The sequence below is a fragment of the Pedobacter sp. NJ-S-72 genome, from assembly GCF_053890575.1.
In genome coordinates this window covers 4,762,710-4,775,579 of record NZ_CM132681.1, presented here as the reverse complement: position 1 = coordinate 4,775,579, position 12,870 = coordinate 4,762,710, and the positions used below count along the sequence as shown (strand labels likewise).

Sequence of the window (12,870 nt, the reverse complement as noted above, 5' to 3'; positions counted from 1 at the left end):
ATTTTTACTTATTATTTTGGTGGCGCAAGTTACATAACAGCGAGTATATTTCAAAGAAGCTGAACAATAAATATAAAGAAAAAAAGTTGAGCGCGAAAACCAACCCCTTTTCCTTGGTGTTCAGGCTGTAAATCAGGACAAAAGCCATAGAAAATATCATTTTCAAAACAATTGACCCCATAATAGCCATTATACCTGTCTCCGGATCCATTTTTATCCCTAAATAAGCCATTACATAGGCTATATAGGTAAGACCTCCTGTAAAACCAAACAGCAACCAAAATTTATTTGCTAGTAAAGGAACCCCGGGAAATAATACAGGTAAGGCAAAAGCGACCCCGGCAAGGAGCAGCGAATAGAGCAGATAGTATAACGTAAACTTTAAAACACTCAAAATACTTTTTTTTGACAAAAGTATGAGAATCTGTTTGAATTTAGATGATAAAATTATTTAATTGGTAAAGATTGTTAGTGTTACTCTTTACTATTCAGTTGTCTGATAATCTGATAAAGCGAAATGACCACACCAGAAAGACCAAGCAATGCAGTAAAAATCAATTTTTCACTATTTCTATAATTATCAATTTTATATCCCGCAAAGGCAAATATGCCAATAGTGGCCAGCATCTGAAAACCAATCCCAGTATACTTAACAAAGTTTGTTGCTTTTTTATCTTTCTGTGGATCGCTCATGGTAAAAAATTAATAATTTGCACTGAAATACAGATGAATAAAATATTTTTGCATACATTCTAGCTTATTTTAAATGTTCACTCAAACTACTTATTTGAAGAATCTCCGACGCTCTGGTTTGAAATTAGTATTATTTTACCTGGGAAGCTCCTTCTTAATGGCCTGCAGTACTCCTAAAGATACGGCAACGAGCAGCAGAGCTATGCAAAATTTAACTGCACGCTATAACTATATTTACAATGCTAATGTTATTCTGAATAACTACGAAGAAGAATCATATAATTCATATATAGATAACTACAGTGATGTTTTACCGGTATATACCGATCCGGAGAAATTCAGTTCAGAAACCGTGCTTCATCCGCCAGCCAATGACAGAGCGCTGGATGCCATTGTAAAAAAGTCAAGAGCAATCATCGCTGATAAAGCATTCAGTAATTATATAGACGATGCCTATCTCTTATTAGGAAAGGCATATTATCTTAAAACCAACTATTTCGTTGCCGAAGAATACTTCGATTATACCGCCAAAACATATACTAAAGATATGAATGTGCTGGTGAATGCTCAAAACTGGAAAGCACGAAGCCTGATGCAGCTGAATAATATGGAAGATGCTGCAATTATACTGGACACTGTTTATGATAACCTGGCCCTGATCAAGAAAAAGAGATCTGAACCAATGGCTACCATTGCCCAGTCCTATATTTATCAGAACAGGTATAATGATGCAATTCCTATTCTGGAAAACGCAGTCAAGGAAAGTTCGCTTCAGCGCAACCGGATTCGCTGGACTTATATACTTGCCCAGTTGTATGAACGTCAGAAAAAATATCAGCAGGCCTTAGCTCTTTATACTAAAGTGCAAAAAAGCAATGCGGGTTTTGAATTATACTTCAATGCTAACCTAAACAAGATTAAGATTACAGGTATATTAAACGGAGAACATTTAAACCGGACAAAAGAATTGCTTGCCCTGTTAAAAGATGATAAGAACCTGGACTATCATGATCAGATCTATTATCAGATCGCAGAAGATTACGCAGAAGAAGACAATATCACCGAGGCAGAAAAATATTATAAGTTATCTATACGGAACAGTACCAAGAATAATTATCAGAAAGGACTGTCTTATCTCAGGATGGCAGATTTAAACTTTAATAAACATAAAGACTTCTTAAAGGCAAAATCATATATACTATGACAGTACAGTCAACAGTCAACACTTTGCCTAAAAATTATCCTGGATATGTACAAATCTTAAAGAAGAGTCAGAACCTGGAATATATTACCAACAGGTATGATGTTATTGCTTATCAGGATACGTTGCAAATGCTGGCAAAACTACCAGAAGCAAGCCGCATGGCTAAAATCAAAAAACTTACTGCTGTTAAAGTAATACCCGTTACAGCTAATACCGTGACATTTAGAAATGACCTTTTCCCTGATGCGCAAAGACGTAATAATACCGCCGGAGCACAAACAAGTTCATTTTATTTCAGCAATCCAGCTGCATTAAGCAGAGGACTGAGTGATTTCCAGACGAAATGGGGAAGTAGAAAATTAGAAGATAACTGGAGACAGAGTATTAAATCATCTTCGCAAACCGCAAGAGAAAATATTGCTAAGGTTACAAATAATGGTTATCCTCTGGATAGTATTGGAGCAGAAAAAATAATAGCGGAAAAAGATACCAGCGGAAAACACACTATAGCCGCTATCCCACTTACACCCCAGGCGATAATGGCTTCTAATGGTAAAATTATTGACGCTTACTATGAAATTGCCAATTTCTATCAGCAGGAGCTGGATGATCAGCAGGAAGCTATTCGTATTTATCAATTAATACTAAGCCGTTTCCCGGACAATAATCACCTGGGCTCTATTTATTATAGTTTATACCTATGTTCTAAAAAATCAGATCCGGCAAACGCAGCTAAGTATAAAGCTCTGGTACTGGATAAATTTCCAGCAAGTGTTTATGCTAAAACTATTCTGGATCCCGATTACTCCATGAAACAATCAGACCTCGAAGCAGCAGGGATCAAGAAATACAACCAGGTATTTGAACTTTATGAGGGAAAAGCATTCCCTGCTGTAATTACCGAAGTAAATACAACTATTCAGCAATATCCTGCTGGCCTGATTAATCCGCAATTAAGTTACCTGAGAGCCATAGCGATAGGAAGAACCCAGCAGATTGATAGCTTGACATCAGCATTCAAAGCGATTACGAATCTGTATCCGGATGATAAATTAATCGTTCCATTAGTGAAAGATCACCTGGCCTATATTGCCACTCATCAGGATGAATTCCGTAAAAGAAGAGTAGCCTTACCAGATTTTGACCCGGCAGAGCCTCGTTTCTTCACCTCAGCGCCAATAGCAGAGAAAATTGTTCCGGTTACTGCTCAACCAGACCTTCAGCCTATTGTACAACCTGTAAAAGAACAACTTGCTACAGTTGTTAAACAGCCAGTTGTTCAACCCGCAGTACCAAAAGAGGCAGCAGTAGTACCTGTAAATCAGCCAATCACTCCTGTTATTGCAACTGCTGTGCCTCCTGTTACTGAGGTAGTAAAAGAAGCACCGGTTGTAGCAGTTGTCACTCCCGCAACAGAAACCCCTGCCCCTGTAAAAGCGGTAGAAGTTCCGGTTCCTGTCAAAGACAAAATATTCAGCACAGATATATCTAAAGTCTATTATTTTGTAATCGACGTTGCCGATGCCAGTTTAACGCTCAGCTCTTCGCGTTTTGGTATTGGTCAATTTAACCGCGGAAACTTCCCCGGAGGTGGTTTGAGACATCAATTAACAGAATTTGACAATGACCAACTGATATATGTTGGGAACTTTCTTAGTTTTGCAGAAGTAAAAAGTTACGCTGACGGAATAACTCCTCAATTAAAACAGATTATGAAAGTACCTGCTGGTGTTTACAGCAGCTTCATTATCAGTAAGGAGAATTTCGAAAAACTCCGGAACAAGGAGCTGGTAACTAAGTATTTAGATTTCTACAAAAACAACTACTAAAAATGACCAAAAATATTTCGGCTGCAGAGATAAAAAGCTATAACATTACGCTCTGGAAGTTATTGATAGGTGCAATGATCCTGTTTGCAATTTTTATCGTTGCAATCGGCTTTGGGCTATTTGGAACATTGCCTTCTTTCAGAGATATTGAACACCCTAAAAGTAATCAGGCTACTGAATTTTAACAGAGGACAAAAGGGTTTTAGGTACTTATTTCGTACAAAACCGTTCTAATGTAACTTATCCTGAGATTTCTCAGAATGTAATCAATGCGCTGATCTCAACAGAAGACACCAGGTTTAAAGAACATTCAGGTATCGATTTCAAACGTACATTCACTATTATATTTTACAATATAGTTGGTAAAAAACAAGGTGCCAGTACCATTACACAACAATTGGCACTTAACCTTTTCTCGGAAGAGGGCCGTCAGCGTAATTTTTTCAAACGTCTGATGCAAAAGTTCCAGGAATGGATCGTTGCCGTAAAACTGGAACGTAACTTTACCAAAGAAGAGATTATCACCATGTATTTAAATACAGTGGATTTTGGTAATCAAGCCTATGGAATTAAATCTGCAGCAAGAGTTTATTTCAATACCACTCCAGATCAGCTGACAGTGGCTCAGGCCGCGACATTGGTTGGGCTGCAAAAAGGAATTACCCGCTACTCACCTACCCCGTAACCCGGAAAGATCATTGGCCCGCCGTAATACGGTAATGGCCAATATGGTGAAAGAAGATCTGTTAACACAACAGCAGTTTGATGAAGAAAAAGCAAAGCCACTTGCGCTTAAATTTAGTGCTGCAACTGTAAATGACGGAATTGCTCCTTATTTCAGAGCCGTATTAAAAAGTGATATCAAGAAAATCTTCCAGGAACGTTCTATCTTAAAAGCTGATGGCACGCCATACGATCTGGACAGAGACGGACTGAAAATTATTACGACTATCAATTATGATATGCAGGTCTATGCTGAGGAAGCCCAGAAAGATGCCATGAAAGTTCTTCAGGCACAATTTATCAGAGGCTGGAAAGGTAAAAATCCTTTCAAAGGCAAAGAAATGCAGATTGAACAAGGTGTTAAAAGATCTGACCGTTATAAAGCTTTACAGCTGGAAGGAAAATCTGAAGAAGAGATTAAAACAGATTTTAATACCCCTGCTGAAATGAGCATTTTTCACCTGGAAAGGAAATCTGGATACGCTGATGAAACCGATCGATTCAGTAAGATATTACAAACTGCTGTTAAGAAATGCCATGATGGCGATGGACCCGAAAACAGGTTATGTTAAAGCATGGGTTGGCGGTATCAACTACGAGCATTTCAAATACGACCAGGTAAAAATGGGAACAAGACAGGTAGGCTCAACGGCAAAACCTTTCACCTATTCAGTAGCCATAGAAAATGGTTACTCTCCTTGTTACCAGGTCTTAAATGAACCTGTTACCATTGAAGTTCCCGGCAGTGCCCCATGGACACCAAAATCCGGTGGTACCTTACCAGGCTATATCACTTTACAAAAAGCACTGGCATTTTCTCAGAATTATATTGCTGCCTATTTAATGAAACAGGTAGGACCTACAGCTGTGGCTACACTGGCAAAAAACATGGGGATCACTTCCAATGTACCTTCTTATCCATCTATCGCACTGGGCTCTTTTGATGCCTCTGCCTCTGTATTTGATATGGTTGGAGCTTACAGCGTATTTGCCAATAAAGGCGTATGGACACAGCCTACCTATATTCTAAGAATTGAAGATAAAAACGGAGTAGTACTGTTCTCTCAAACACCACAGAAACACCCTGCAATGAACGAAGACGTCGCTTATGTGATGACCCGTATGCTGGAAGGTGTGGTTAAAAATGGTTATGGTTACGGCCTGATTAGTAAATACGGACTTAAAAATCCTATTGGTGGTAAAACCGGAACGACGCAGAACAACTCAGATGGTTGGTTTGTAGGGATTACTCCCGATCTTGTAGCAGGAGTATGGACAGGTTGTGAAGACCGTGCATTCCACTTTATCAGTACCAGAGAAGGAGAAGGTTCTAAAACTGCGATGCCTGTTTTCGGTGGATTTTTCAAGAAAGTATACGCTAATCCTAAATTGAAAGTGGGCAAAGGAGACTTTGAAGCACCGAAAGGCGGAGTATCTATTACTTACGACTGTAACCAATATCAACAACAGCAAACTGATACCACAGAACTGGACAAGAAGCTGGGTTTTTAAATGAGCATTTTTGATTACAAAAAGGCATTAGCCGATATTCCACATAAACCCGGTGTTTATCAATACTGGGATCAGGAAGATATGTTGATCTATATCGGCAAGGCCAAAGATTTAAGAAACCGGGTCGGCTCTTATTTCAATAGTGATAATCAGATGAATGGTAAAACCAAAGTATTGGTTTCCAAGATTCGCAAAATTACTTTTACTATTGTTGATACGGAGATTGATGCCTGGCTGCTTGAAAACAGCCTGATTAAAAAGCATCAGCCAAAGTATAATATCATGCTGAAAGATGATAAGACCTATCCATGGATTATCATCAAAAAGGAGCCCTTTCCGCGTTTGTACTGGACCAGGAAAATGGTTAAAGACGGATCAACCTATTTTGGCCCTTATGCTTCTGTAGGGATGATGCATACGATCCTCGACCTGATTAAGGAAACTTTACCCTTTACGTACCTGTAATCTTCCGCTCAGTGAAGAGAATATCAATGCCGGAAAATTCAAAGTTTGTCTGGAATACCAGATCGGCAATTGTAAAGGCCCTTGTCAGGCTTATCAGACAGATACCGATTACGATCAGAGTATCGAAGAAATCAAGGATATTCTGAATGGTAAGATCGGCAATGTAATCAAAGACGTTAAACAGATTATCAAAAAAGCAGTCGACGAACTGAATTTTGAATATGCCCATTTGTATCAAAAGAAATTACTGGTCTTAGAAAAGTATCAAAGTAAATCAACTGTGGTTAACAGCTCTATTACCAATGTCGATGTGGTGAGTATTGCCTCTGATGAACGTTATGCTTTTGTCAATTACTTAAAGATTATGAATGGCAGCATCATTCAGACCCAAACGATAGAGATCAAAAAACGTCTGGATGAATCTGATGAAGAATTGCTTACACTAGCCATCACAGAGTTCAGGACAAAATTCAGCAGTACCTCAAAAGAAGTCATCGTTCCTTTTGATATCAAATTAAAAGATGAAAATTTAAAGTTTACTGTCCCTAAGCTAGGTGAAAAAAAAAACCTGCTGGAACTTTCTCATAAAAACGTATTGTTCTTCAGACGCGAAAAACTGAATCAGTATGAAAAACTAAATCCGGATTTAAGATCTGAACGCATTTTAACACAAATGCAGAAAGATTTAATGCTTACTCAGCTGCCTGTACATATCGAGTGTTTTGATAACTCGAATTTCCAGGGGGCTTATCCTGTTTCAGCAATTGTGGTATTTAAGGATGCTAAACCTTCCAAAAAAGATTACAGGCATTTCAACGTAAAAACCGTTGAAGGCCCCAATGATTTTGCTACAATGGAAGAAGCCGTTTACAGACGATATAAGCGCATGTTAGAAGAAGAGGAGTCACTACCTCAACTCATTATCATTGATGGCGGTAAGGGCCAGCTATCGTCGGCAGTAAGCAGTTTAAAGAAATTAGGCATAGAACATAAAGTTACAGTGATCGGTATTGCCAAAAGACTCGAAGAACTCTACTACCCTGGTGACAGTTACCCGCTTCACCTGGATAAAAAGTCTGAGACGCTCAAGGTGATCCAGCAGCTTCGTGACGAAGCCCACCGCTTTGGAATTACCTTCCACAGAAAGAAAAGAGATCAGGGCACCTTAAAAACAGAACTTGAAGATATCCCCGGTATCGGTAAGGCAACGGCCGATAAGCTTTTACGCCAGTTCAAATCTGTTAAAAAGATCAGAGAAGCAACTGAAGCTGAACTGGAAAAGGTCTTAAACAAAGCTCAGGTCAAAACGCTGCTTACACACTTTACTCCAAAAGATATTTGAGCAACCTCTATAAAGCAAAAAGCACCATTATCTTAAAGATGACGGTGCTTTTTGTTTAAATTGATATCAGGTTTAGTATTCCCACAAACTCTGTTCGTAGTCAGCCATCCCCTTTTTAATCCGTTCAGACTCATATAACTTTTTTCTCTGTATCTTTAGGATCTTTAGGATCGGTCTGATTCAGAATCTCCACGATAGTTTTATTTGCCGGATTAGTTTCTTTTACGATATTACTTGAGAACAGACGTCTTACAAAGAAATCATCGAACGTCAATACCGAAGCATCATTTGCCGGATCTACCAGTTTTTTCTTGCTCAGCAACGTTCTTGCTTCATCATAATAAATCCAGAATACCGGCTGCCAGTTACCTTCTACCATTTTCAATGGAGCTAATCCAACAATACGTGGTTCAAATATTGACCTTTTAGTATCAAGGATCCAATCCTCTTTAATCCTGTATTTCAAAAACTCATCAGCTCTTAAGCGTTTAAGTATTGGCTCTCCTATTTTACCTTTTTCATCAGCTTCACCTTCAGATGTTCCTCTTGCATTTCTCAATGCTTCGGCAGAAGTTAAAGCAATCTTGAAAGAGTCATTGTCTTCCAGTAATTTCCCCGAAGTAGTATCCTTTGGTGAATAAGCTGTCAACTCTTCATTTCCTACTGCTTCCAGTAAGATTTCAATCAGTTTAGAGCTTTCTGTATTCAGGACTGAGTTAATCGTATCACGCAGGTCAATTTCTCTCCATACACGTTTAGAATAAAACACATCTTCTTCTCTTACGTCAGCATATGGAACCATTACGCTGCTATCCACATCTTTTCTGGCAAAAAAAAAACCATCTTTTGGTGGTGTTTTTATCTTAGATTTTTTAAGCAAGGGAGTAGTAGCCGCTGTAGTTACGGGGATATTTACCGATGGTGTGTTGACAGCAGGGGTATTTACAACTGGTGTAGCTGTCTGGCTATTAGCTGGCGTAACCGTCTGCGCTGCTGGCACAACAGTTTGTGTAGCCGGTGCAACCGCAGGTTCTGCAATAGGCGTTACTGGCGTAGCCGTCGGTTTAACAGGTTTTATTTTAGGACGCTGGCTTACTATTGGTTTTACAGGTTTGTTCTGAGCGAAAGATGCAGTGCCCACGAACAACAGGATAATCAGATATAAAAATTTTTTTCATCTTGATTCTATTTAGCTGTAAATGTAATACCATCTAAATTCTTTTGTCTTCCATCAGGCCCTTCAGCAATAATATCTTTAAAGATAACAGTTGCCCCTGGCTTAATCGAATTCAAAGCGCCTTTGATCTGTCCGCTGAAAGAACCACCACTATTAGGGATATTCACAGCATCTGATCTCGGGTTAATAAAGGTAGCGTTAAACCTGACAACTTTATATTTAATATCAAACACAAAATCATCCAGCTGAGTTTCAATCACATTAGATCTTGATAACCATTCCAGATCAACACTTCCACCCGATTTACCTTTAATAAAGGCTTTTGGTGTAGGTAACGCTTTCACTCTGAATTGTTGCGATCCTAAATTAACTGATTTACCAGCATTATTAGCCGTAACAGTAATGTTTAACACTTTACCAATCTGGTCACCTCCAACACTTACTGTATATTTACCATTTGAACCGCTCATTGAGCCGCCGCCGAAATACTTGCTTTCACACTTTCTAACGGGAAACCCGCTGCCGAAACAGAGAACGGATTTGGAATCCCTGCATAGATCACGTTCATTTTATCAGGAGAAACAGTAGCCGATGGCTTCGCTACCTGGTAAGTTTGTTCTGGTGTTCTGTATTCTTTAATTTGTCCATCAGTTTGTTTTACGCGGATTGTTCCAACCCACTTAAACACACCTACAGAACCAGTTCCTCCGGTATATGTTCCTTTTCCATCTTTAGTAGCGAGTCTGCCACCGCCAACACTAATTTCAGGACTTGATTTAGAATCACTTGCTGTCAGGAATACCTGTGCACTGTATGGCTGTCCCTGAATAACATATGAAGTAGGTGCAACAGCTACAGCAGCAAATTGGTCAAGATTAACAAGCGATTTGTCCATATTTCCAAACAGCTTTTTAACTACTTCCGCCTCTGCATTTCTTGCATCGGACTGAATTTTAGTCAATACTGTGTTTGCAGCAGTTAACGGGGTGCCTTCACCAAAATTAATATCTTCCCATTTCTTTTTCCCCTCTATACTTTTTTCCGAATCCTTAGCTTCTAAAGAAAACGAAACATGCGCCCTGTCATCTTTTTCTAACAATGCAATTAGTTTTTCGCGGGTTTCATTGATTTTAGCTTTCAGCTTCTCGCCTTCTTTTGCATTAATCATAATTCCCTGGGCGATGTCCTGATTTCCTCTTTCCTTTAAATCACCTGTTTCAGGATCTATACCACCACCAGCAGTGTTGAATTGTTGTTTCAACTGCTGAATATAACCATTCAGGTCATCCGCATATTTTTTTGCCTGATTGGCTTTTTCCCAAATCGGCTGTGCCCTTGCAGGCTCTTCTTTAAGTTTAGTGTTCTGAAATGAAGTGAATAACTGATCGATGCTCGTACTCACATTTGTTCGTGACGAATCAAGACTATCATTGATATTCTTAAAGGCATTCAGTATAGTATCAGATACGTTTAACGCAAGCATAGCTAACAATACCAAATACATGATATTGATCATCTTCTGCCTCGTTGTTTCTTTTCCTCCGGCCATTAGTTATGGTTCTCTGTGGTTAAGTAAATAAATTGATTACCTGATTATGGACGTGGCTGATTCATTGCTGTTAGCATATTGCCATAAATAGCATTCAGCGACGACAGATTTTTAGCCAGTTTACCTACTTCTTCCTTAAATTGTTTTGAATCATCCAGTGATTCATTGAAATTACCCATTGTAGCAGAAAGATTCTGATAGAATTTGTTCATTGATTTAAGATGCGAAGTAGAATCCTGTAATTCCAATTCATAAACTGCGTTTAAAGCAGATAGATTTTTAGAAAGGTTATTTACCTGCTCATGGTAAGCTTTTGATGCATTACCACTTTCACCCAGTTCTACCAGCTGCGATGTTGCTTTACCAAAAGCACCATTCAACTGATCAAAACCAGCAGAAGCCTGTTTTACTCTTCCTGTAAAGTCATTCGTAGCAGCAGTTGCAGCAGCATCCGCAACCGTTGACAGGTTAGCAACCTTATCACCGAAATTACGTAATCCGCTTCCCAGGCTCTCAATTAATTCAGGGCCAATTTTAGCATCACCCAGCATTTTATCCAATGCTGCTGTAGATGAAAAAATCTGCCGCAGCAACTGGTCTTGCAGTAGCTACAGGCAATTCACCTTTAAAATCTTCTCTTAATTCAGGATATACTTTTTCCCATGCCAATTCTGGTTCTGGTGGAAAAAAAATCCGGTGATAAAGAACAAAGCCGCTTCAACACCTAAACCTATACCAATTGCATAACTTCCCCAAATGCCTCCGATATGAAGGATTTTACATAATGCCCCCAAAATTACAATACTCGCACCCCATGAGATTGCCGTGTGTAACCAGTTAGAATTCTTTTTAGCTGCCATATTTCTATTGAATAGATGTTGTTTTTTAGTTTTTGAAATGAATGTCAGTACCTGCGAATGAAGAAACACATCTGAATCCGATGTAAGATCTCGCCTGATCCTGGTACTCGTAAGTGCCTACTGCGTTTTGAAGAAAGAAACCGATGTCTTTCCATGAACCACCTCTAACCACTTTACGTTTAAGATATTTACTGTCTGTAGTTTTAGCTACATAAGTGAAGTTTGGGTTAAAATCCAGCAATAAAGGTGCTGCCGAATTGTTATAAGCTGTTACCGTCCATTCAGCAACGTTACCAGCCATGTTGTACAAACCATAGTCGTTAGGAAAATAAGAACGCACATTAACGGTATATAAACCGCCATCATCCGAATAATTTCCTCTTCCTACTTTAAAGTTGGCCTGCATACATCCTTTAGTATTTCTTACGTAAGGACCACCCCATGGGTATTTTGTTTTCACATTACCACCTCTTGCTGCATATTCAAATTCAGCATCTGTAGGTAATCTGTATTCAGGACGTGAGCTTAAAGGAATTTTTCTTGAAGCTGCAACTGGCTCGTATAAGCGCGTACGCCAAACACAAAATGCATTTGCCTGTTCCCAGGTTACCCCAACTACAGGATAATTATCATAAGAAGGGTGATTGAAATAAGATTTTACCATTGGATCATTCTGAGAATAAGAATAATCTATTTTCCAGACCATCGTATCCGGGTAAACATTTACCGATGGAAACTGGTTAGGATTATTCGGATCAGGTGAATCCACATAACTTTCAATAAAGTCTTTACGTTTTTTAGTCGGATCTTTTCTGCCGGCTTCTGCCAGGTCAAGGTTCACGAAACTATAAGAATATCTGAATTTTCTAATGTCTAAATCATTACGGCCAGGTAAAGCATCATCTCCGGAATAATACATATCCTTGAACTTAGCACTTAAACCGCCTTTTTTATCATTCCAGAGTCCAGAACCATTACCAACTTTCTTCCAGTCGATATTTTTCTGTCCTGAAGTAAGGCTGGCGCCTCCAGCAGTCTGGGTTTTAGGGGTAATGAAATAACCAGGAGCTCCGCTTGGGCCAACAGTAGTCAAAGCGACTGAGTCTCTTACCCAATTCACAAACTGTCTGTACTTCGCGTTGGTGATCTCAGTTTCGTCCATATAAAATGCACTAAATGAGGTCATCTTGCTTGGGGAAGTCTGTGAGTTATTAATATCCTCGTCAGACATGCCGATCAGCGTTTTACCCTGAGGAATATAGACCATTCCTCTCGGCATTTTCTTGTTATTGAATTTCTTACTATAAACTCCAACAAGCTCTCCCTGACCGCCTTTTCCGCAACTAGAAAACAATGCTGTTATTAATAAAAAAAACCCAGTGTGTAAATTTTCCTCATAAGCCCTAGAGCAATTTTACAACAATTTTATCAATTATGATTGATATAAACAATTATTATGAGATAAAAATATGTCTTAAAAGCAAAAAAAGCAAGATGTTAACGATTTCATAACATC

General features: G+C 38.9%; 9 protein-coding genes and 3 pseudogenes. 4 read left to right on the top strand and 8 right to left on the bottom strand.

Annotated features, from left to right (window positions below):
- Positions 1-4: 4 nt before the first annotated feature.
- Together ACWYN3_RS31500 and ACWYN3_RS31495 are read right to left on the bottom strand one after the other, a co-directional pair.
- Positions 5-394 (bottom strand): hypothetical protein, encoded by a 390-nt coding sequence (locus ACWYN3_RS31500; RefSeq protein ID WP_456217814.1) that lies wholly within the window; start codon positions 392-394, stop codon positions 5-7.
- An 80-nt stretch (positions 395-474) separates the two neighbouring features.
- On the bottom strand, positions 475-693 hold the full coding sequence (locus tag ACWYN3_RS31495) for an AtpZ/AtpI family protein (protein WP_456217813.1): 219 nt from the start codon (positions 691-693) through the stop codon (positions 475-477).
- 118 nt (positions 694-811) lie between these two features.
- On the opposite strand from ACWYN3_RS31495, the gene porW (ACWYN3_RS31490) reads away from it, so the two are divergent.
- From porW (ACWYN3_RS31490) to uvrC, 4 genes and pseudogenes are all read left to right on the top strand, one after another.
- Complete coding sequence (gene porW, locus ACWYN3_RS31490) at positions 812-1,897, top strand: type IX secretion system periplasmic lipoprotein PorW/SprE (RefSeq protein ID WP_456217812.1); 1,086 nt, start codon at positions 812-814, stop codon at positions 1,895-1,897.
- Positions 1,894-3,726 carry a type IX secretion system periplasmic lipoprotein PorW/SprE gene (porW, locus tag ACWYN3_RS31485; protein ID WP_456217811.1) on the top strand — a complete coding sequence of 611 codons (1,833 nt, stop codon included), beginning with the start codon at positions 1,894-1,896 and terminating at the stop codon, positions 3,724-3,726. The genes porW (ACWYN3_RS31490) and porW (ACWYN3_RS31485) overlap by 4 nt, the downstream gene beginning before the upstream one ends.
- 2 nt (positions 3,727-3,728) lie before the next feature.
- Positions 3,729-5,961 (top strand): annotated as a pseudogene (locus ACWYN3_RS31480) (penicillin-binding protein 1A).
- Positions 5,962-7,768 (top strand): annotated as a pseudogene (gene uvrC, locus ACWYN3_RS31475) (excinuclease ABC subunit UvrC).
- Positions 7,769-7,898: 130 nt separating this feature from the next.
- On the opposite strand, the gene porN reads toward uvrC, so the two are convergent.
- From porN to porK, 6 genes and pseudogenes are all read right to left on the bottom strand, one after another.
- Entirely contained in the window at positions 7,899-8,909 is a 1,011-nt protein-coding gene (porN, locus tag ACWYN3_RS31470; protein ID WP_456217810.1) for a type IX secretion system ring subunit PorN/GldN, read from the bottom strand.
- A gap of 44 nt (positions 8,910-8,953) precedes the next feature.
- Positions 8,954-9,289, bottom strand: a complete 336-nt coding sequence (locus tag ACWYN3_RS31465; RefSeq protein ID WP_456223219.1) for a GldM family protein — start codon at positions 9,287-9,289, stop codon at positions 8,954-8,956.
- A gap of 54 nt (positions 9,290-9,343) precedes the next feature.
- Positions 9,344-10,449: pseudogene (porM, locus tag ACWYN3_RS31460) on the bottom strand (type IX secretion system motor protein PorM/GldM); the annotation flags it as partial.
- 89 nt (positions 10,450-10,538) lie between these two features.
- Positions 10,539-11,087, bottom strand: coding sequence for a type IX secretion system motor protein PorL/GldL (gene porL, locus ACWYN3_RS31455; RefSeq protein ID WP_456217809.1), 549 nt, complete (start codon positions 11,085-11,087; stop codon positions 10,539-10,541).
- A 45-nt stretch (positions 11,088-11,132) separates the two neighbouring features.
- Positions 11,133-11,354 (bottom strand): GldL-related protein, encoded by a 222-nt coding sequence (locus ACWYN3_RS31450; protein WP_456217808.1) that lies wholly within the window; start codon positions 11,352-11,354, stop codon positions 11,133-11,135.
- A 25-nt stretch (positions 11,355-11,379) separates the two neighbouring features.
- Entirely contained in the window at positions 11,380-12,708 is a 1,329-nt protein-coding gene (gene porK, locus ACWYN3_RS31445; protein WP_456217807.1) for a T9SS ring complex lipoprotein PorK/GldK, read from the bottom strand.
- Positions 12,709-12,870: the final 162 nt, after the last annotated feature.

Excerpts from the sequence above, each read along its gene's own strand:
- ACWYN3_RS31495 (WP_456217813.1), bottom strand. The coding sequence starts at position 693 with ATGAGCGATCCACAGAAAGATAAAAAAGCAACAAACTTTGTTAAGTAT.
- ACWYN3_RS31450 (WP_456217808.1), bottom strand. The coding sequence starts at position 11,354 with ATGGCAGCTAAAAAGAATTCTAACTGGTTACACACGGCAATCTCATGG.
- porW (WP_456217811.1), top strand. The coding sequence starts at position 1,894 with ATGACAGTACAGTCAACAGTCAACACTTTGCCTAAAAATTATCCTGGA.